Source organism: Ammoniphilus sp. CFH 90114, assembly GCF_004123195.1.
Taxonomy (GTDB): domain Bacteria; phylum Bacillota; class Bacilli; order Aneurinibacillales; family RAOX-1; genus YIM-78166.
The window spans coordinates 204967-224628 of the sequence record NZ_SDLI01000002.1 but is presented as its reverse complement, the minus strand read 5'-3'; the positions used below and the strand labels follow the sequence as shown (position 1 = coordinate 224628).

Annotated in this window: 21 protein-coding genes, 1 pseudogene and 1 riboswitch; of the genes and pseudogenes, 4 read left to right on the top strand and 18 right to left on the bottom strand. The window is 43.3% G+C overall.

Translation table 11 applies throughout. The features are described from left to right. Window positions 1-25 precede the first annotated feature (25 nt). Window positions 26-1081 (bottom strand): annotated as a pseudogene (locus tag EIZ39_RS05765) (adenosylcobalamin-dependent ribonucleoside-diphosphate reductase); the annotation flags it as partial. Between the two features lie 211 nt (window positions 1082-1292). Here EIZ39_RS05765 and dat point away from each other — a divergent pair. Beyond that, window positions 1293-2123 (top strand): D-amino-acid transaminase, encoded by an 831-nt coding sequence (gene dat, locus EIZ39_RS05760; protein ID WP_129198397.1) that lies wholly within the window; start codon window positions 1293-1295, stop codon window positions 2121-2123. A gap of 107 nt (window positions 2124-2230) precedes the next feature. Here dat and EIZ39_RS05755 read toward each other — a convergent pair whose 3' ends face one another. The 7 genes from EIZ39_RS05755 to gcvT form a co-directional block, all read right to left on the bottom strand. Continuing rightward, window positions 2231-4909, bottom strand: a complete 2679-nt coding sequence (locus tag EIZ39_RS05755) for an S-layer homology domain-containing protein (RefSeq protein WP_164984924.1) — start codon at window positions 4907-4909, stop codon at window positions 2231-2233. A gap of 142 nt (window positions 4910-5051) precedes the next feature. Next, window positions 5052-5891, bottom strand: a complete 840-nt coding sequence (locus EIZ39_RS05750) for a lipoate--protein ligase family protein (RefSeq protein ID WP_129198393.1) — start codon at window positions 5889-5891, stop codon at window positions 5052-5054. Between the two features lie 153 nt (window positions 5892-6044). Continuing rightward, entirely contained in the window at window positions 6045-6173 is a 129-nt protein-coding gene (locus EIZ39_RS27495) for a hypothetical protein (RefSeq protein ID WP_255433876.1), read from the bottom strand. 61 nt (window positions 6174-6234) lie between these two features. After that, window positions 6235-7695, bottom strand: a complete 1461-nt coding sequence (gcvPB, locus tag EIZ39_RS05745; RefSeq protein ID WP_129198391.1) for an aminomethyl-transferring glycine dehydrogenase subunit GcvPB — start codon at window positions 7693-7695, stop codon at window positions 6235-6237. Further along, a complete protein-coding gene (gene gcvPA / locus EIZ39_RS05740; RefSeq protein WP_129198389.1) occupies window positions 7688-9040 on the bottom strand; it encodes an aminomethyl-transferring glycine dehydrogenase subunit GcvPA in 1353 nt (450 codons plus the stop codon). The genes gcvPB and gcvPA overlap by 8 nt, the downstream gene beginning before the upstream one ends. A 2-nt stretch (window positions 9041-9042) precedes the next feature. After that, window positions 9043-9432: a glycine cleavage system protein H gene (locus tag EIZ39_RS05735; protein ID WP_129198387.1), complete on the bottom strand. Its 390-nt coding sequence runs from the start codon at window positions 9430-9432 to the stop codon at window positions 9043-9045. Window positions 9433-9436: 4 nt separating this feature from the next. Next, complete coding sequence (gene gcvT / locus EIZ39_RS05730; RefSeq protein ID WP_129198385.1) at window positions 9437-10537, bottom strand: glycine cleavage system aminomethyltransferase GcvT; 1101 nt, start codon at window positions 10535-10537, stop codon at window positions 9437-9439. Window positions 10538-10767: 230 nt separating this feature from the next. Further along, a riboswitch (glycine riboswitch) is annotated at window positions 10768-10860 on the bottom strand. A 158-nt stretch (window positions 10861-11018) separates the two neighbouring features. On the opposite strand from gcvT, the gene EIZ39_RS05725 reads away from it, so the two are divergent. From EIZ39_RS05725 to EIZ39_RS05715, 3 genes are all read left to right on the top strand, one after another. Beyond that, complete coding sequence (locus EIZ39_RS05725) at window positions 11019-12707, top strand: DEAD/DEAH box helicase (protein WP_129198383.1); 1689 nt, start codon at window positions 11019-11021, stop codon at window positions 12705-12707. After that, window positions 12707-13570 (top strand): YqhG family protein, encoded by an 864-nt coding sequence (locus EIZ39_RS05720; protein WP_129198380.1) that lies wholly within the window; start codon window positions 12707-12709, stop codon window positions 13568-13570. Before EIZ39_RS05725 ends, EIZ39_RS05720 begins: the two co-directional genes overlap by 1 nt. Window positions 13571-13694: 124 nt before the next feature. Beyond that, window positions 13695-14459 (top strand): hypothetical protein, encoded by a 765-nt coding sequence (locus tag EIZ39_RS05715; RefSeq protein ID WP_129198378.1) that lies wholly within the window; start codon window positions 13695-13697, stop codon window positions 14457-14459. Window positions 14460-14525: 66 nt separating this feature from the next. Here the strand turns inward: EIZ39_RS05715 and EIZ39_RS05710 are convergent, their stop codons facing one another. The 10 genes from EIZ39_RS05710 to EIZ39_RS05665 form a co-directional block, all read right to left on the bottom strand. After that, complete coding sequence (locus EIZ39_RS05710; protein ID WP_129198376.1) at window positions 14526-14771, bottom strand: YkuS family protein; 246 nt, start codon at window positions 14769-14771, stop codon at window positions 14526-14528. A gap of 23 nt (window positions 14772-14794) precedes the next feature. Beyond that, complete coding sequence (locus tag EIZ39_RS05705) at window positions 14795-14956, bottom strand: YqzE family protein (protein WP_129198374.1); 162 nt, start codon at window positions 14954-14956, stop codon at window positions 14795-14797. A 66-nt stretch (window positions 14957-15022) separates the two neighbouring features. Then, window positions 15023-15529 carry a shikimate kinase gene (locus EIZ39_RS05700; RefSeq protein ID WP_129198371.1) on the bottom strand — a complete coding sequence of 169 codons (507 nt, stop codon included), beginning with the start codon at window positions 15527-15529 and terminating at the stop codon, window positions 15023-15025. After that, window positions 15529-15921, bottom strand: a complete 393-nt coding sequence (locus tag EIZ39_RS27860) for a hypothetical protein (protein ID WP_129198369.1) — start codon at window positions 15919-15921, stop codon at window positions 15529-15531. The genes EIZ39_RS05700 and EIZ39_RS27860 overlap by 1 nt, the downstream gene beginning before the upstream one ends. Window positions 15922-15943: 22 nt before the next feature. Then, window positions 15944-16324 (bottom strand): hypothetical protein, encoded by a 381-nt coding sequence (locus EIZ39_RS05690; RefSeq protein ID WP_164984923.1) that lies wholly within the window; start codon window positions 16322-16324, stop codon window positions 15944-15946. 23 nt (window positions 16325-16347) lie between these two features. Next, entirely contained in the window at window positions 16348-16581 is a 234-nt protein-coding gene (locus EIZ39_RS05685) for a hypothetical protein (RefSeq protein ID WP_129198365.1), read from the bottom strand. A gap of 97 nt (window positions 16582-16678) precedes the next feature. Next, window positions 16679-17128 (bottom strand): GspH/FimT family pseudopilin, encoded by a 450-nt coding sequence (locus EIZ39_RS05680; RefSeq protein ID WP_164984922.1) that lies wholly within the window; start codon window positions 17126-17128, stop codon window positions 16679-16681. Next, window positions 17110-17457 (bottom strand): competence type IV pilus major pilin ComGC, encoded by a 348-nt coding sequence (locus EIZ39_RS05675; protein WP_129198361.1) that lies wholly within the window; start codon window positions 17455-17457, stop codon window positions 17110-17112. Before EIZ39_RS05675 ends, EIZ39_RS05680 begins: the two co-directional genes overlap by 19 nt. A 13-nt stretch (window positions 17458-17470) precedes the next feature. After that, window positions 17471-18490: a type II secretion system F family protein gene (locus tag EIZ39_RS05670; protein WP_164984921.1), complete on the bottom strand. Its 1020-nt coding sequence runs from the start codon at window positions 18488-18490 to the stop codon at window positions 17471-17473. After that, window positions 18480-19580 carry a GspE/PulE family protein gene (locus EIZ39_RS05665; RefSeq protein WP_129198357.1) on the bottom strand — a complete coding sequence of 367 codons (1101 nt, stop codon included), beginning with the start codon at window positions 19578-19580 and terminating at the stop codon, window positions 18480-18482. The genes EIZ39_RS05670 and EIZ39_RS05665 overlap by 11 nt, the downstream gene beginning before the upstream one ends. Window positions 19581-19662: the final 82 nt, after the last annotated feature.

The window sequence follows — 19662 nt, the reverse complement described above, 5'->3', positions numbered from 1 at the left end:
GAAATATGATTTAAGCAACCTTTAATGGATTCGTAGCAATAATGGGATTAAAGTACCAAGAATTAGACATCTGGTTATAGTATTCCATGAACACCACACCAGGCTCGGCAGACTTCCAAGCGGATTCAATAATCGTATGCCAGATCTCTCTGGCTTTTACGGTTTTATAAACCTTAACCGCTTTCCCAAGCTCTTTCCACTTCTCTAAATTTCCGTCCCATAACTTATCATAGTCAGGATCGTTCGTGTCTGGGAAAACGAAGTCCCAATCCAAATCTTCTTTTACAGCCTTCATGAAGGCATTACTTACACAAACAGAAAGGTTCGCATTCGTTACTAGACCTGCTGTTTGCTTGATGGTGATAAATTCAAGAACATCCGGGTGCCAGTCCCAGAGCATTAGCATTAGGGCTCCCCTTCTTGAACCCCCTTGCTCTATTAATCCTGTCGTATAACTAAATAATCCACCCCAGCTGACAGAACCGCTAGAAGAACCATTCACGCCCTTTACAAGGGCTCTTCTAGGACGGAGTGAGGAGAGGTTAATTCCTACACCACCGCCTCGTGACATGATCTCCGTCATTTCAGTGAGGGTCGTCATGATGCCGCCACGGCTATCGTGAGGAGACGGGATAACGTAACAATTAAATAAGGTTAGTTCATCGTTAGTTCCGGCTCCTGCAGCAATACGTCCTCCAGGAACTAGCTTCCAATCGTCTAATAGATATCTGAATTTATTTTCCCATTCTTGTTGTTTATCAGGGGTTTGTTCGCAACGGGACATGGTCTTCGCTAGCCTGTCCCACATTTTATCTGGAGTCTCTTCGAGAGTTCTAATCATTCGTTCAGGAATGGTAACGATCTCTTCTCCACTGCGTAACTTAACAGTAACGTCATTCCCATTACGCTTGGTGACCACACCGACTTCTTTTTGAGGGAACTTCGGATCATCCTTCGTTAAGCAAATAACAGTATCCCCTTCGGTTACATGATCAGGATCAAGATCTTTCATCGCATATCGGTCTAAGAAGATCTTCTCGCTTAGACCCTCCAAGCGATATGTATTCTTCGTTAATTCCATCCTTAGTCCTCCAATATATTAAATTGACCTAACTCTATGATGTTTGATAAAGTAGTGATTACGCAGGTATAGTTAAAGATACCATACACCTTAACTTCATTCAACATATTGACAAGGTGTTTTTGCATTTCTACTAGATGTTGTGCATAATGTGGATTATGTGAAGAAAAATGGTTTAATACTCTATTGATGAAAGAAGGCTGAACCACCCATGATACTGTATAACGATAGGTTGGTTGACCGGGAAGACGTACGCATCGATATTGAAGACAGAGGATATCAGTTTGGTGATGGCGTCTATGAAGTAGTTAGCATTTATGAAGGAGAGATCTTCCGCCTCCAAGAGCACCTTACTCGGTTTGAATACAGTGCAAATCAAATTGGGATTACCTTGCCCGTCACCCTAGAAAAATTACAAGACAATCTACATAAACTAATCGAACACCATCAACTTTCTAACGGACAAATCTACTTTCAAGTCACTCGTGGATATGCCCCACGAAATCATCCTTTCCCTGAAGAGTCTCACCCCGTATTAACGGGCTATGTGACTCGTAGACCACGGCCTGTAGAGTCCATGAAGAATGGAGTAGCTGCCATCATTACAGAAGATCTGCGCTGGCTTCGTTGTGACATCAAGAGTCTGAACTTGCTTGGCAGTGTACTTGCAAAACAAAAAGCAGCGGAACAAGGCGCTTTTGAAGCCATCCAGCATCGTAACGGCACCGTGACTGAGGGAAGTGCATCCAACTTATTCATGGTTCGGGACAACAAGCTCTATACGCACCCTCTCGGTAATCTTATCTTAGGCGGTATCTCAAGAATCGTCGTACTTGAGCTAGCTGCGAAGCTAAATATCGAAGTTATTGAGGCGCCATTTAGCCTAGAAGAATTGCATCAGGCTGACGAACTCTTCTTAACGAGTACGACCTCTGAGGTCATGCCTATTGTTACATTAGACGGAAAACCCGTAAAAAACGGAACACCAGGTGCCGTAACCAAACAACTACAAGAAGCGTTCAGTGCCTTAATTGGCTTCTAACAAAAAAGCTTGGCCTATGCCAAGCTTTTTTTTCTTTCCACTCCGCTGAAGATCCTATAACATGTAAGGGTTGGTCCGAACTACTCGACCAACCCCAATGGTGAAAATTAATTTAATTTATTTACTTCATAAACAAGATCGTCTAGGCGATAGATTTCTATTTTGTCATTGCGCTTCAAGCTATCTAGAGTGACTCCCTTATTTCCTGAGCGAACAAATAATTCTGGAGCATACTTGTAGCTGCGTACACCTTCCACTACATAGATATAGTTACTATCCTTATAATAATAGTCTCCCGTGATCTTCTCCATCTTAATTAGACGCTTCTTCCCTCCAGCCCAATCGCTCACTTGAATTCTATCATTGACTGATAGACTGCTTAATTGGGTATATTCATATGACTTGTATTTGATAACATCTCCAGTTCCGAAGGTCAAGGTTAACGTGGTTCCATCATTTTTCAAGACCGTATACTCTTTCTTATCGGTATTGATATTCGTGACCATCGCTTTGTAACTAGGAAGAACTTCGACTTTCTCTAATTCATCTCCGATATAAGTCGCTTTGACCGTATCACCTTCCTTAATATCAGCGAACTTCGGTCTATCTTTTCCTGGGATCTTCAAATCAACGCCAGCATTCAAATAGAAGCTGTATTCATCTTCGTCTTCATCCTCGGCGTAGAACTTCTTGCTGCTCTCATAGAGGTCTGTTACGACATAGATGTAATCTCTTCGCACATCAATTTCGGTAATTTTATTCGCATTGTCTAATTTTACACGAACAAAGTCATTTCTCTCTAAATCAGATAGATCTTCTCCACTCTCGTGGCGGATGGTCACATCATAGCTGCTATCCACATAGTATGGCTTCTGTTCCCCAGTAGCCAAAGCTAAGGTGACGATTCGACGATCTGCATCTACTCTCACAACCGTTCCATCAAGTCGATTGTCTACTTCTAAATAAACGATTTTATCTTCATACAACTGGAGCTTAGCTCGCATATCTTTCTTAATGTCATCTAGGGAGTTGCGATAGCTGCCATTGATATATAGTTCATACGTCGTATCAAACTCATACGGCTGATAAGATTTCTTACCATCCTTATCAAATTCAAGAATGATCGTCTTGTTCGTTTTATCCAGCGAGAATACCTTACCAGAGATGAGATCACTATCTTCTACCTTCACGCTAGACTGGGATCGATTCGTGATATCTAAGGAAGTAATCGTTCCATCGGATCCAATAAGGATGTCAATATTATCGCCAGCTTGAATATCGGAGGCGCCTGAAGCGGTTTGCCCTTGAAGCTTAATTGTCGCAGTCGGGGACAATTTATAAACGCTTGGACGCGTATTCTCCTTCCCTTGAACAGTGAGATACGCCTGGTCTTGAGAAACGGAAATAACGGTTCCTTCTTCAATAATCGTAATAACTTTAATCTCTGTCACTAAGGAGCTATCTAATTTGACTTCGACTTCCATTCCCTTACGCAAGCCATTAAAACCCGCTGTTCGATGATCGGGATAAGACACCGCAGCGTTGGGTGAAATCGAATAAACTTTAACGGAAGTCCCTTTTTGAAGTGTCAGCAGTCCCTTCGTTGCATCTACTTCATAGATAAGTCCACTACTTGAGAGGTCGGCTTGTCCGATAACACGGTAAATCTTAATAACCTTACCGCCGATGACTGTAATTTCTATCGTGTCATCAACCGCTAGATCATCAATAGATTGAACCGTACCATCCTTTGAACCAAAGCTTACTTGATCCACTAACTGGTAATTCTTGAGTCCTTCCGGCGTCGTTACGGCAATGGTCTTGAATTCCTTTACGACCTTCGATAGGGTACCCGTGATTGTTTCTTGTGCTGCCGCTTCATCTAGTATCTCGATCATGGCCGCCGTGCTAGAACTGGTAGCTCCTAGCAATACATTCACAGGCTGGTAGCGGGCGATCGAAGAAAAGCTTACCTTCTGATTATCCTTAAATACTTGTGTGTCTGAACTTAAAGTGACCTTCATCTGGCCGCTCTTTGTCTCTAACAGCATCTCATCACCCATATAAGACAAGATCTGTCCTTGGACTTCATTCCCTACGCGAGTGGCAAGATGCTTCTCTGCTCGGTTGACTAGAACAGCGAACTGAGCTCTAGTAACAGCTTGCTTAGGTCTAAAGCTAAAGCTTCCGTTCGTGTTCTCGAATCCCTTGATTAAATCAAATTCATTGGAAGCTGCTAATTTCACATAATTACTAGCCCATTGGCTAATATCATCGTTGTCAGAGAAGGTACCTGCAACATTCTCATATAGTTTCGCTTCTGCTTCCTTCTCGATCATCCGAACGAGAAGCTGTGCAACCCATTGGCGAGACGCTTCATATTTCCCTCTAAATTCTTCTCCATCCTCAAGCTGAAGCAGACCTTCTCTATGAGCCACGGATACATACCCCTTCGCCCAATCCGAGACATCGCGATAAAGGCTGGAGTAATCCGTACCGGAATAAGCTTCTGCTTCGGTTTTAAGTCCCATGGTACGAAGAGCCATAGCCACAGCCTGTTCCTTGCTCACCTTCTGATCTGGAAGGAATCTTCCATCATTGGTCCCCTCAATTAGTCCCTTTAGTGACATCTTGGTGATGCTCTGCAGTGCCCAACCATGTCTTGCATCCACGTCACTAAATGTCTTTCCTTGGGCCCCGACTGTGATCGGGTTAGTAAGTATTAAACCAACGACAAGCAATAAAGATAAAATACTGGAAATAGTTTGTCTGAACTTTCTACTCATGCTGTTGTCTCCTCTCCCTTTATGTAAAATTTTCCTTATAAGGTGACATGAAAAAAAGAGGGCTTTTGCCTTTCTCCCTCTTTTTACCTTTCGACACCATTCCTGCAAATTCCTCTTCATAAAGAGAAAATTTTGCCGAACTTTACCTCTTGAAATTCCAATCCTTATGGCTATATCGATCCCTTGCCAGGTGTTCGGCCAACTCCAATTCTTCCTCCGTCAGAACGCTTGGTATCAGCTCCATTCCAAGACCAGCCTCGAACCCCTGATAAAAAGCTTCATGTGCCTCGACTAAAGTCACTATTCTCGAGCTTAGGTGATTAATGGCAACCGCCTTCTCTAGAAATGATGCTTTCATTCTCTCCTTTACACGCTCGGAGGGAAATCTTAAGACATTAAACAGCTTATCCACATCAAAATCAAGTAAGATCGAGCCATGCTGAAGAATCGTTCCCTTTTGTCTTGTTTGTGCACTTCCGGCAACCTTCTTCCCCTCGACAACCAGCTCATACCATGAAGGAGAATCAAAGCAGGCTGAAGAACCCATGGATGCATATTTCGCTTTTTCTTCCTCTGATGCTAGGGATACCATCTCTGCATGAAAACCAAGGGTTTGAAATCCTTCCAATAGGCCATTGCTTATCACACGATAAGCTTCATTCACTTGAGTTGGCATACCTGGATAAGACTCTGACACAACCACACTGTATGTAAGTTCTTGATCATGAAGAACCGCCCTTCCCCCCGTCTGGCGGCGAACGAATCCCAAACCATACTTACGAACTGCCTCGTGATCAATCTCCTTCTCTGCCTTTTGGAAGTATCCGATCGATAAAGTAGACGGCTCCCATGTATAGAATCTTACAGTTGGCGGCGTTTTTCCTTGACTATGTATAGTGAGGATGGCTTCATCGATCGCCATGTTCATGGCTGGCGACATGGGGCCAGAATCGATAAATCTCCATTTTGCTTTTTCTCTCATCTAACTTGCCCTCCCCTCCTCTTTCACCAGTAACATATAGTGTAACATGAATGAAACAATCTTGTAGTCTCCTGAGAGTATGTTATAGCTGTTCCCTCAAAAAATAACCGGAAACACCCACTCAGGTGACTTCCGGTTATTCTTCACACGACATTACTTTCTTTTATGCTTTGGACCTTTGTTTGGATCCTTGATTTCCGTTTTCCCACGTGTATCATTTACTTCGTCCCAGGATGTCTTCGTACGGATATCCGTTTTCCCCTGGTCTTGACGCTCCTTCATGAAAACCCCTCCTTCTTGATAAAATCAGTTTTAGGGTTTCCAAATGTCGAAGAGTTGAATCCTACTGTTTCTTATAACGGAGTACCGGCTTTCTTGCAGCTGTCACTTCGTCCAAACGAGTCACGACGGTGTGATGTGGAGCTTCCTGAACGACCGAAGGATTCTCTTCGGCTTCCTTCGCAATTTGAATCATCACATCGATAAACTGATCGATGGTTTCTTTCGATTCGGTTTCAGTCGGTTCAAACATCATACACTCTTCCACAATTAACGGGAAGTAAATGGTTGGCGGGTGGTAGCCGAAGTCTAGCAATCTTTTCGCTATATCCAACGTTCTTACGCCCAGCTTTTTCTGACGGCGACCAGATAACACAAACTCATGCTTACACACTCGATCATAAGGTAGATCATAATAAGGGGCAAGCTTTCTCATCATATAGTTTGCATTTAATACAGCCTCTTGGGAAACACGAAGCAACCCTTCTGGTCCATTGGAGCGTATATAGACGAATGCACGCAAGTTGATCCCGAAGTTCCCGTAGTACCCTTTCACTCGTCCGATGGACTCAGGAATATCATAATTTAAGCGATATTGTTCGCCATCTTTGACCACCTGCGGTCTAGGAATAAACGGAGATAGCTCCTTCTTACAACCGATTGGACCAGAGCCCGGTCCCCCACCTCCGTGTGGGCCAGTAAATGTTTTGTGCAAGTTTAGGTGAACGACGTCAAATCCCATATCCCCAGGTCGAGCAATACCAAGAATGGCATTCGCATTTGCTCCATCATAATATAGCAGTCCGCCTGCCTCATGTACGATTTCGGCAATTTCCAGAATATGTTCTTCAAATAAACCTAGTGTATTAGGGTTAGTCAACATAAGGGCTGCTGTATCCGGACCGACAGCTTTACGTAGCTCTTCTACATTGACAAGGCCATTTTCATCAGAGGAAATAGTCACTGTATCTAAGCCGGCGACAGAAGCACTTGCTGGGTTCGTACCATGAGCGGTGTCCGGAACAATGACCTTCGTTCGATTCTCTCCACGGCTCTCATGGTAAGCGCGAATCATCATTAACGCCGTCCACTCGCCTTGGGCTCCGGCAGCTGGCTGAAGAGTAACTTCATCCATCCCCGTGATCTCGGCGAGTTCTGTCTGAAGGTCATACATCACTTTTAATGCACCTTGGATCGTCTCTTCTGCCTGATAAGGATGAATCTTGGCAAATCCAGCGTAACGAGCCACGTCTTCGTTTATCTTAGGGTTATATTTCATCGTACAAGAACCTAACGGATAGAATCCATTGTCAATCCCGTGATTGCGATTAGACAGTTCCGTGTAGTGGCGAACAAGCTCTAACTCGGACACCTCAGGAAGTTCAGCCGGCTCTTGGCGGATAAACTGTCCAGGCAAGACGGACGTTATATCTACTTCAGGCACATCGCAAGCTGGCAAAGAATAGGCATGACGACCCGCTTTACTAATCTCAAAAATGAGTGCTTTATCTTGATCCTTAACCACGAGTGATCGCCTCCAATCCATTCACAAGTGCATCAATTTCTTGCTTCGTACGAATCTCGGTAACCGCTAGCAACATATATCCATTTAACTCTGGATAGTCACGTCCCAAGTCATATCCCCCAACAATTTTGTGTTGAAGCAAAGAGCGGTTAATATCTCCCACATTCCCAGGGACTTTCACGACGAATTCATTAAAGACTGGGCCTGGGGAAGCTACCTCGTACCCAGGAATTTTATCTATTTGGCTCTTAGCATATTGGGTCTTTTGGACGTTCAACATGGCCATTTCCTGCACTCCGCGCTTGCCTAACGCTGTCATCGCCACCGATGCAGCCAAGGCATTCAATGCCTGATTAGAACAGATGTTAGAAGTAGCTTTTTCACGGCGGATATGTTGTTCCCGTGCTTGAAGCGTCAACACGAATCCACGTTTTCCATTGGTATCTGTCGTCTGTCCAACGATTCTTCCTGGAATCTTGCGCATCCATTTTTCTTTCACAGCGAAGTATCCACATGTTGGCCCACCCAATTGCATGGGTATACCAAAAGGCTGCATATCTCCTACTACAATATCAGCTCCAAAGGCTCCAGGTGGTTCTAGCACACCAAGCGCCAACGGGTTGGAAGATACAACAAACAATCCTTTATGTTGATGAGCAATTTTTTCTATAGCAGCTAAATCCTCAACACTCCCAAAGAAGTTTGGGTATTGGACGATAACCGCTGCTGTATTTTCGTCGCACCCAAGTTCAAGTGCCTCGAGATCCGTAACCCCATCCTTATGATCCACTTCCACGACTTCGTATCCCTGTCCCTTACCATTCACCTTCAAAATGGAACGAGCCTCTGGATGTACGGTTTTAGAGACGATCACTTTCTTGCCTTTAGCCCCACCGACAGCTAGATTCGCTGCCTCAGCCAACGCAGTCGGACCATCATACATAGAAGAATTGGCTACGTCCATCCCTGTTAATTCAGCAACCATCGTCTGAAACTCAAAAATAGCCTGTAATTCGCCTTGACTGATCTCGGGTTGATAGGGAGTGTATGCTGTATAAAATTCTCCGCGTAGAAGCACATGATTCACTGTACTCGGGATGTAATGATCATAGATTCCTGCCCCAAGGAAATAGGAATACTCATTACTGTTTACATTTTGGGAAGCTAGCTGAGAAAAATATCGAACAATTTCCGGTTCAGATAGAGCTTCTGGAATGTTTAATTTACCTTGAAAACGTACATTTGCTGGAATATCTGAAAACAGTTCGTTTACATCTTGAATTCCCAAGAAAGATAGCATTTCTTTCTTATCTTCCGTTGTCATGGGAAGGTATCGATAGATCACTGTTACTCCTCCTTTATATATACATCATATTCTTCTGCAGTCATAAACAAACGAACATCTACGGTAGAAGGAGAATCCATCACCGCAATCCAGCCTTCACCATATGGATCTTCATTAATCCGTTCCGGTGATTCCTCTAAGGTCCAATTGACCTCTAAAATGCCTCCGAGAATGGGGGAGTAGAGATCACTCACCGTTTTAGAGGATTCGATCGTACCTATAGGTTGCCCCGACTTCCCTGTCGTTTCCTCTAAAGGAAGTTCGACATGAATAACCGTCCCTAGCTTCTCCGCAGCGAATGAGGTAATGCCGATTCGTATCCGATCCTGCCCGATATCTTGTACCCATACGTGATCACGGGTATAAAAGTAGTCAGGATGTAGGTAAGTCATAGCCCTATTTACTCCGCTTATAGAAGGGCGTCTTAACAATTTGGGCTTTGACGCGCTTTCCACGGATCTCCACATCAACCTCTGCATCTAGGGTGGCATACTCTGTACGAATCAGTGCTAGACCCACGTTCTTCTTTAAGGTAGGGGACTGTGTTCCCGTTGTGACTTCCCCAATTAGCTCATCGCCAGAATAAACAGGGTAATGTGTCCTTGGGATGCCTCGATCAATCATTTCGATTCCTATTAATTTCCGAGGGACCCCTTGGTCTTTTTGTTCTTGAAGTGCTGCTTTGCCTATAAAATCGGCTTCCTTATCTAATTTCACAGCAAATCCTAATCCCGCCTCTAATGGGGAAATCTCTCGCGTCAATTCCTGTCCGTAAAGGGGAAGCTTCGCTTCAAATCGAAGGGTATCCCTTGCGCCAAGTCCACAAGGGAGGACTCCTTCTTCTTTGCCTACTTCAAGAATTTTCTCCCAAAGCGATGCAGCAACATCAGCATGACAATAGATCTCAAATCCATCTTCTCCCGTATATCCCGTGCGAGAAACTAAAGCTTTATATCCTCCTAGATTCACTTCAGGCAGGAAGCGAAAAAAACCAATCTCCCCAAGGTCCGTATCTGTAAGCTTAGCTAATACTTGTTCAGCCAGTGGACCTTGTAAAGCTAGTTGAGCCATTTCACTTGAGATATTTGAAACCGTGATGTTGCCTTCTTCATGCTCTTTTAACCAGGAGACGTCTTTATCAATATTGCCTGCATTGATCACTAGCAAATAATGATCGTCCGCTCTTTTATAAACAAGGAGATCATCCACCGTACCGCCGTCTGGGTAACACATGATAGCGTATTGAGCCTGGTTGACTACTAATTTTGAAGCATCATTGGTCGTCATCTTCTGAACAAACGCTAGTGCGTCTGGTCCTATAACGTCCACTTCTCCCATATGAGAAACATCAAACAGTCCAGCCCGCTCACGAACAGCTTCATGCTCCTCCTTGATGCTAGAAAACTGGACTGGCAGCTCCCAACCCCCAAAGTCAATCGTTTTCGCTCCATATTTTGCATAGACAGAAAATAAAGGAGTTCTCTTCAGTTCACTCACTTATGTACACCTCCAGGAATTTTTATATTTACCTCAAGTGTTTCCTTTAGACCCAATCATAGACAAGAGTTCAAATGTACTATCCCACTTTATTCTACAAAGCATAAGGTTTAGACAGAACAAAAAAGGACAGACGTAGGCTAATCATTATTAGCCTACTCTGTCCTTGGTACCTGAGAGATTTTCCCCTTTGGTGGCCTCTACAATCTTGGAGGCGCTCTCCAGAGCCGCGTCGGATAGAAGTACTTTTGCCTGAGAGATTCACCTCATAACAAGGCTTGCTCCTTCGGCGCTGCATGCACAGTCTCTCCCTCTATCTTCATTCGCCTATTCAACTTTTCTTTAACAGAAATTGCAATATCTTAGTATGAAACCCGATCATTTGTTAAATGCTATATTATAACCCTTTTAATCCTATCATAGTTTTACCAAAAAGGGAATAATCAGCTACAACTTTCTGACTTAGGAAAGGACGTATCTTATGTTTAAAATTCCCGTCAACTTCAACCGTGAATGGATTACGGATCTAAAATCTAAGCTCAAGGAAGATGGCCCATGGCATAAGTGGGAGCTTTTTCAATTAGCTTACCAAGCTGAAGAAGTGACTTCTGTCGCGAACTTTGATGAACTGCAATGTCTTAAACACCTTCCTCAACTTGAACCATTTCCTCATCAGTTAGAAACGGCCAAAAAAGTGATAACAGAAATGCACGGCAGGGCCATCTTGGCGGATGAAGTCGGCCTTGGAAAAACTATTGAGGCAGGTCTAATTATTAAAGAATACATGGTCAGATCTCTCGCAAAAAAAATATTGATCCTTGTTCCCGCTTCCTTGGTCGTTCAATGGGCAAGGGAATTAAACCAAAAATTCGGAATACCAGCAGTAGCTCAGAAAAAAGAGTATATGTGGAAGCAATACGACGTTGTCATTGCCTCTATCGATACAGCCAAAAGAGATCCCCATCGCGATCATGTTCTTTCCCAAGAATACGATATGCTGATCATTGATGAGGCTCACAAGCTTAAAAATAAAAACACAAAAAACTACCAGTTTATAAAAGAAATTAAAAAGAAGTACTGCTTACTTTTAACAGCAACCCCTATTCAAAATGATTTAGATGAACTCTATAACCTCATCACCCTACTCAAACCTGGGTATTTAGGGCAGACAACAGATTTTCAGAAGAATTATGTCGAGAGTAAGAGACAAGCTAGAAATCATGAGGTACTGCAAGAGGAACTTAAAGATATCATGATTCGCAACAAACGAAGTGATGGAGGCTTGTTCTTTACGAAACGGATCGTCGAAGCGATCCCGGTAACCCTATCAGCGGAAGAGTGGGAGCTTTATGACGGGGTCACTCGTTTTGTCAAGGAACAGTACCAAAACTCTGTATTCAAGAATCCTTTGGCTCTTATTACCCTTCAACGAGAAGTATGCAGCAGTCGATTTGCAGCCTTTGACACCTTGGTTAATATGCACAATAAGTTGACTGAAGACTCTCCAGCTAGGCAGGAGATTTTAAGATTAGCGGAGTTAATTCGAAGCATAAAGAAAAATGCGAAAGCAGAAAAAACACTAGAGTTGATTCAAGAGTGTGGAGATAAGGTTATTATTTTTACAGAGTACCGTAAAACACAAGAGTATTTGCATCACTACCTAGCCGAGAACGGGATTACCTCCGTGCTGTTTCGAGGAGGCTTTAAGCGAAATAAAAAGGATTGGATGACCGAATTATTCCAGAATCGAGCTCAGGTTCTAATTGCTACCGAGGCAGGTGGTGAGGGGATCAACCTACAGTTCTGTAATCGAATTATCAACTTTGATTTACCTTGGAATCCCATGCGTGTTGAACAGCGAATTGGACGCGTCCACCGTCTTGGGCAAACGAGAGACGTGTTTATCTACAACCTATCCACCCAAGGTACGATAGAAGAACATATTTTACATTTGCTATATGAGAAAATTAATCTCTTCGAAATGGTGATAGGTGAGTTGGATACGATCGTGGAAAGATTGAAATTGAATCAGTCCATTGAAAATAATCTGGTCAATATCTTCCTTGAATCCGACTCTTTCCGTGAGATGGAAATCAAGATTAACAACATCGGGGAAGTCATGAAAATGAACAAGGAACCTTCTCCTGTAAGCGAGGGATTAATGCCGTGATGAACCAACAGGAAATCCGACAATATATTGAAGAATATTTCAAAGCCTTTCAAAGTCCTTTTACGGAGGAGTCCCCTGCCTACTTCTCCGTCCAACTCCCTATTGAGGTAGATAAAGATCTAGGGAACCGGCCATTCTATTGGACTTATGTCGAGAAAATTGGCATGGAACCCACTCCTCTGCACTTAACCTTCATCTTTGACCGAGAGCAAGTGCCTGAGGGAATACGCGGAGAAGAGATTATCTTTGGATCAAGGCGTCTTCACCAGATCTTTGACTCATCAAAGAAACATGGAAAGTTTGTCCGCTTATACGAATCCTCAAGGACTAACTCCCTCTTAAGCTCTATTTCATCCGTACCGCTCGTTCCATGGCTTGGAGTAAATTATAAAGTGGAATTTATATGTGATCAGAAGAAGGACATATTATTGCCTCTTGGGATTAATCTCATTTCCGGGGCAATTGTCCATTCCTTCTACCAAACTGCCAAACAATTAGAATTAACACCCAAACTCCCGGATTACTCATTTACTATGCAACCCATTTTCGGGGTAGATTCTGCCATATCACGTCTAGAGCAATATATTCAAGCATACTTAGATCAAGAAGACACCCTCTGGGCCCAGCAGGCGAATGAACGTCTAGATGAGGAGAAATTGCTTATTGAATCCTTCTATTCGGAAGAAGCTACACGTCAAAAGATCACGGAAGAGGAACAAGAAAAACAAGCAGAAAAAAAGTTAAGACTGGAAGCGGAAAAGGACACGCGGTTAAAAGAACTAGAATGGCAGTTTACCCCTCGGATCGAGGTGTCCGTTGTGAACGCAGGACTCTTTTACCTTAGAACGCCTATTGATGGGTAGTTTTGTGTCGGAAAGGGGCGGAAAATTTGTTTATTTTCGCCAATCCCCCCGACAAGGAGTGGCAAATTTTGTAATTCTCTTCCTGTATGATGAACATATCTTAAGTAGTTAGGGGGAATTAGAGATGAAACGATGGCTCGGAATCAGTCTATTATGGGCATTACTCGCCATTCCTTGGACCGGACAAGCCGAGACATGGAGAGAGGCTTTTCAATACCAAGTTACGCAATGGGCTCAAGAGCTTGCTCTCCAAGATCCTCGTTTTTCCCCTTTATTGGAAGCTTCACTGAACCATCAGGGCTTAGGTCCAAACTCCAAACAGTGGTTGGTCACCTTTTCAGCTGACAACAAGCATATAGGATATATGGTGGTGGAGGAAGATCCCAATGGCTTCGCCTTACTGGAGTACGGTCTTGGGGAATATACTCTATTTGATCAAGAAACGTTGGACGAGCTTCAGTCGAACCAGCAAAAGATAAGCATGCACTATTCGGGGCTTGAATCCGTTTGGTTGGATGAGGAGAGGATCTATGATGCCAAATCAGGAGAGAGGTACCCATTAGAAGCTGGCATACCGAAGACAGACATCTCCTCTGCCGTTCGTAAAGGGGCTCTTCTGCATACGGCCGTTAATCACGAGTCTATTCCTTACGAAGAAGGCTGGATAAAACCTGGGGAAGTCATCAAGCAGGATGTTGAGTTTATCGACAAAATGTCCCAAGGGGAAGTAGCTTATATCGCTCGCTTATTTCAAAATACAGTTACCGCTCCATTCAAAGTAGTTGGATACCATCACTGGGAAGATCAGCTGTTCATAGAACTAGATGATTATGGAAGTCGGTATATTCCTTTCCAATACGCTCTTCAAATGGGACATTTTTATGAGTAAGAAACAGAAGAAGGGCTCTCCTAGAAGCGTAGAGAACCCTTCTGCTCTATTTAAAAACCGTCTAGCCTAATGATGAGGGATCGCGTGATTTATCTGACGTAGAATCTGTTCAGGCGTCTTTCCCTCTGCATTAATTACTGGAGAGCCTGTTGCAGCTTCAGCGAATCCCATTACGTTTTGGTCCATCCCTGAAATGACAAAAGCGTCCGCATCACTTGCCGCGTTGGTCCCAATTCCAACGACGTTCATTCCGTTACTGCGCAAATACTTTTCCACTTCACGCAGAGACTGTTCGATAGCGATAGTGGGCATTCCACTCACCTCCCTACCCTAGTTTATCTCATACGTCGGATAAACATCCGTATCGCCATAGGAATCATGCCAAACCATCGTGAGGACCATTGCTCCTTAGGCCTTTTCTTTCGTTCCGTTTTCGGTGTATCGATATACTTTACAAATTCTTGGGTCAGGTATTTTACCATATCATTCGATTTCATAAGGGCTGGCCTCCTTTAAATAAAGGATTATAACCTTATTCTTGCCTAAATTCCTCTTTGCCAACCCTATTGGTGCCTTACCCCATCGAGAATCTCTTCAACGATTTTTTCGACATCTTTCCCCGTTGTATCCACTATCAAATCAGCAAAATCATATAATCCTTTCCGCTGTTCCATCAGATGAGCGACTCTTTCCTCCAGGTTCCCTTGTAACAACGGTCGATTCTCATCACCACGTACTCGTTTAAGAATCGTTTCATAATCAGCTGTTAGGGCAACCACCATTCCTTTTTCCTTCATCAACCGCCTATTCTGTTCTCGAATTGGGGCACCTCCCCCGGTTGTGACAATTTGATTCTCCCGTTCACAGATCTCTTGAAGCGCTTCAGCTTCGAGATCTCTGAAGTAGCTCTCACCTTTATCCTTAAAAATCGTTGGTATAGGACTCCCTGTCTTCTCCTCAACCCACTGATCTGAATCCATTTGCTCCCATCCTAGTTTGGCTCCTAAGGCTCGTCCTACTGTCGTTTTGCCGGTTCCCATTAATCCAACTAATATCAAGTTTCTCGCCATTAGAAATTTCCTCTCTCCCTGTTCCACTTCGTTATTTTTTGGTTTTCTATATCGTAATAAACTAACAATCGATCTCGATAATAAGGAGGCACCCTTCCTTCAGAACGAATCTCTAAATATTGATCGTCCCTTACCCTTAGAGAAACAGAAGTTATCCCCTCACTTAGACTTGCTATGAAACCAAGTTGACCATCTGCTTCGTTTTCCCACTTCTCTATAGCTAACCAAACTCCCGCTTCTGCACAAGATCTGGCTTGGAGTTTTTTCATATCATTAACCATCACGGTGCGTGTGTTCACGAGAAAAGTCATACTGCCAGTTAACTGGATCATGATCAAAGTCGAGAGAAACAGGACAAAGAACAGTACTGTCCCCTTTTCATTTTTGACCATTATACCACCCTTTTTCTTTCCCTTACAGGGAGTAAGCCAATATAGTCTGGGCTTGCCATTTCGTCGTACCCCTTTGCATGATTAGTTTGATTTTTATCCCTCCTGGGGTAGGTGAAATGTCAAATTCCTTCACATAAAGACACACCTCGATCCAGCCCTTGCTGTCCACTTCTCGAACGATGTAGTTTCCATTAAGTTTATAATCATAACGGACTTGATCACAATAAAAAAACATCCGTTTTTTCGAAATGTACACCTTATCTGTACAGCTCATCTCCCTTTCTAGATAATGAAAAAAGGAAGAAGCTTCCATCTGCATGAGTTGAGCCGATTTCCCCTTCTCCAACCGTTCCTGGATATGTAAGGAAATCTGAAGACTCATCGATATTAAAATAATACTCAACGTTATACCCAACGTCAGCTCAATTAGGGTGAAACCATTCTGTAGGCAAACCCTTTCCATTCTTTGACGCCTTTTCTGCTGTTCCAAGACACCCTGATCTCTCCTTCCATTACTCTTGGGGATATGTACCGCTCAATTACCTCTACCTGAAACTCTGTTTCGCCTTCAACAGGACTGGCACCAAACCCTTTTTTCCATTGTTCTGTTACTTCATACAATCGCCAATAGGCGCGACTTCTCGTGGAAGACTCTGACATATCTGAAGATAGCTCATAAAACACAGATAACATGGGTAATAAGGTCATAGAGAAAAGCAAAATGGAAAAAACTACACTTAAATAGGAGGAACCCTTCTCATACATACCTTATCCAAAACCTTCCACTCGACATTTGAACGACCAATTGATAAACCTTCCCCCTTGTATCTACAATTTCAATTGTTCCTGCTCGAGAGACCTGACCATCCCCATAAAATGTGACTCGTTGGTTAGGATAATTAGTCTTTATTTTATTTCCCTTTGGTATCTCCACTTTCCTAACTTGCTTACCATCAATTTTTAAAATATAAAACGAATAACTCGGGAAGATATCAATGACTGTCTCTACTTGCCTCGTTCTCGCAGCGTTGGAAGCTAAGTACATGTCACTCGCAAGCAATTGAACAAACGCTTTTGTTTTTTGTTGATTAAGAATTTGAAGAGTAACCGGCATTGCTGCAATAAAGAACAGGCTAAGCAAGGAGAGGACAAGGGTAAGTTCAAGGAGGGTGTAGGCAGAGGGGTTTCTCATTGGTGTTTTGAACAAGAGACCTCGATTTTGCTTAGGGTTGTTTCAGTTGCGGGCTCAACATTAAACGTATAGGCCCCACCAATTGGGCAAGCTGGTTCATCCCTTAGATAACCTTCCGTATACAAATCCTTAACAATTTCCGGCGCATCTCCTTTATCAATCATATAAGAAACAACCTGAGCCTCTATCAGCTTTCGATTTGCCTCACAACTCTTTGCTTGCGCTTTTTCTGCTGTACTTTTATAGTTCGGCATTGCAATCAGCATGATAATCGCGATGATGGCTACGACTATACTCATTTCCAAGAACGTGAATCCTTTTTGATCTTTCATTAGCTTTAACACAGGCAACTCTCCTCTATAATTGATTAATCAGATGAAATAAAGGTACAAATAACAAAAGCATGAGAATAAACACGATCCCTCCTGCACCAATAGTCACGAGCGATTCACCGATAGAAGCCAGTTGTTCCGTCAGATCATCTAATTCTTGTTCGAGCTGTTCTCCTAAACGAAGAAGCGATAGCCCAAGGGTTCCTGACTGTTCTGCGATAAATAGCATTTCGTGGAGAACCGGAAGAAAGTAGGGACATGGCCAAAAAGCTTCACTGATCCGAGCCCCCTCTAACAATCTCTCCCTAACGACTGTAAAGGATTTCTGTACCATCCCATTTGGACCCTTCTCGGCAAAGAGCGAACACACTTGAAGAATAGAGACTCCTGATTCAAGAAGTAGCCCAACCTGACTACAAACTAAATAGGTTTGCTGAAGACGATAGTACTTTGAAATTCCCGGCAACCTTAAAATCCACTCTCTCCATCTCAACCTTAGCCAATGCCACGCTACCCCAATTAATAAGAACATGGTCAGTAGAATCCAGAAGAAGTACATTCTGCCAAGATTACTCCATTCGATTAAAATTTGAGTCAAAGGAGGCAGCGGGGCGTCAAAACTTTGATATAAGGAGATAAACTGAGGAAATAAACCATTAATCAAGATCAATAATGTTCCTGTAGACGATAGAAGGATGAGGGAAGGATAAAACAAGGCTTTGATTTGTTTTTTACGACGATGGTGTCTTTTTCTATAGAACTCTCCAGCCATCGTAAGTGCGGGCACCAATTGACCATGTTGTTCTGCTGCCTGAACTAGAAAAATAAAAAAGGGAGGATATCGAATCCGCTGCAAACTATAAGAAAGAGGATGGCCGGCTTGTAAGCTTTCAAATAAGAGATCAAGATCCTTTTTCCTTTTCTTTGGCCAATGATACTGAACTATTTTAAGCGCATCGATTAAAGGTAGACCAGCATCAAGCAGCTGATGAAGCTTATGACTTAACAACGCGATGTGACGATCCGACCAATAGTTATTCCACATCTGCGAGTAGGACCCTTTGGTATTCATTTATGGTAGTTAGCCCTTGCCTCACCATTTCTCGTAGTTTCATATTCAGGTTACAAAAGCCTCGCACACGAAGAAAATCACGAATCTCTGCGGCTGAAACCCGCTTCATCATAAGAGGATACAGCTCATCCTGAATTGGCAGCACCTCATAAATGGCTTGCCTGCCAAAGTACCGTGTTCCATGGCAAAGGGAACACGAGCCAACTTCAGTCATAGAGCAAGAACATACCTGTCTAATAAGACGTTGCGCAATAATACCTCGCATAGCAGATGCGAGCAAATAAGGTTCAATCCCCATGTCGAGAAGACGCGTGATTGCACTGGCGGCATCGTTCGTATGGAGTGTGGATAGGACGAGATGGCCGGTGAGAGCTGCTCTAACTGCTATTTCAGCCGTTTCCTTGTCCCGGATTTCTCCGACAAAGATAACATCAGGATCTTGTCGCAAGCTAGCGCGCAATCCAGAGGAAAAGGTTAGTCCTGCTTTAACATTTACCTGAACTTGGTTGATACCTGGAACTTGATACTCGACGGGATCTTCTAGTGCAATAATATTACGTTCTTGATTGTGGATTTCTTTAAGGATGGTATATAAAGTGGTTGTCTTACCTGAACCTGTAGGACCTGTGGCGAGGAGTAGTCCTTGAGAAGAACAAATAATTTTTCGAATGGTTCGACACTGTGAATCATCAAGCCCCAAGGAGGGCAAGTCGTCGAATGGGAGCTTTCGAGTGAGAAGACGAAGCACCATTTTCTCTCCGTAGATGGTAGGAAGAGTGGAAACTCGTATATCCATATCGGAATCGTATAAGCGACAGGAGAATCCTCCATCTTGCGGAATCCTTCTTTCCCCGATATCTAGATGTGACATTAACTTTAACCTTGAGATGAGCGGTGGCCCTAACGCCTCTTCTTTCTGTTCAAGAAAAGTCATTATGCCATCAATTCTCAATCGAACCTGAATTCCTTCTGGCATGGGCTCTAAATGAATATCACTCGCCCTTCTCTTCACGGCTTCCTCTAACAAATAAGAGAGATAAGAAGAAACATCATTCACTGGCATCACTCCTTTTATTTCGTTTCACCCGTATTATTCGTTTAGGGAGTGATGAAATCCTGCCCCTTAGGAATAGTAGATGTTTCAG

Excerpts from the sequence above, each read along its gene's own strand:
- EIZ39_RS05670 (WP_164984921.1), bottom strand. The coding sequence starts at position 18,490 with ATGTGGAATAACTATTGGTCGGATCGTCACATCGCGTTGTTAAGTCAT.
- EIZ39_RS05705 (WP_129198374.1), bottom strand. The coding sequence starts at position 14,956 with ATGAAATCGAATGATATGGTAAAATACCTGACCCAAGAATTTGTAAAG.
- EIZ39_RS05710 (WP_129198376.1), bottom strand. The coding sequence starts at position 14,771 with ATGCCCACTATCGCTATCGAACAGTCTCTGCGTGAAGTGGAAAAGTAT.
- EIZ39_RS27860 (WP_129198369.1), bottom strand. The coding sequence starts at position 15,921 with ATGGTCAAAAATGAAAAGGGGACAGTACTGTTCTTTGTCCTGTTTCTC.
- EIZ39_RS05755 (WP_164984924.1), bottom strand. The coding sequence starts at position 4,909 with ATGAGTAGAAAGTTCAGACAAACTATTTCCAGTATTTTATCTTTATTG.
- EIZ39_RS05720 (WP_129198380.1), top strand. The coding sequence starts at position 12,707 with ATGAACCAACAGGAAATCCGACAATATATTGAAGAATATTTCAAAGCC.
- EIZ39_RS27495 (WP_255433876.1), bottom strand. The coding sequence starts at position 6,173 with ATGAAGGAGCGTCAAGACCAGGGGAAAACGGATATCCGTACGAAGACA.
- dat (WP_129198397.1), top strand. The coding sequence starts at position 1,293 with ATGATACTGTATAACGATAGGTTGGTTGACCGGGAAGACGTACGCATC.
- EIZ39_RS05735 (WP_129198387.1), bottom strand. The coding sequence starts at position 9,432 with ATGACTTACCTACATCCTGACTACTTTTATACCCGTGATCACGTATGG.
- EIZ39_RS05700 (WP_129198371.1), bottom strand. The coding sequence starts at position 15,529 with ATGGCGAGAAACTTGATATTAGTTGGATTAATGGGAACCGGCAAAACG.
- EIZ39_RS05725 (WP_129198383.1), top strand. The coding sequence starts at position 11,019 with ATGTTTAAAATTCCCGTCAACTTCAACCGTGAATGGATTACGGATCTA.
- EIZ39_RS05665 (WP_129198357.1), bottom strand. The coding sequence starts at position 19,580 with ATGCCAGTGAATGATGTTTCTTCTTATCTCTCTTATTTGTTAGAGGAA.
- EIZ39_RS05750 (WP_129198393.1), bottom strand. The coding sequence starts at position 5,891 with ATGAGAGAAAAAGCAAAATGGAGATTTATCGATTCTGGCCCCATGTCG.
- EIZ39_RS05715 (WP_129198378.1), top strand. The coding sequence starts at position 13,695 with ATGAAACGATGGCTCGGAATCAGTCTATTATGGGCATTACTCGCCATT.
- EIZ39_RS05685 (WP_129198365.1), bottom strand. The coding sequence starts at position 16,581 with ATGTCAGAGTCTTCCACGAGAAGTCGCGCCTATTGGCGATTGTATGAA.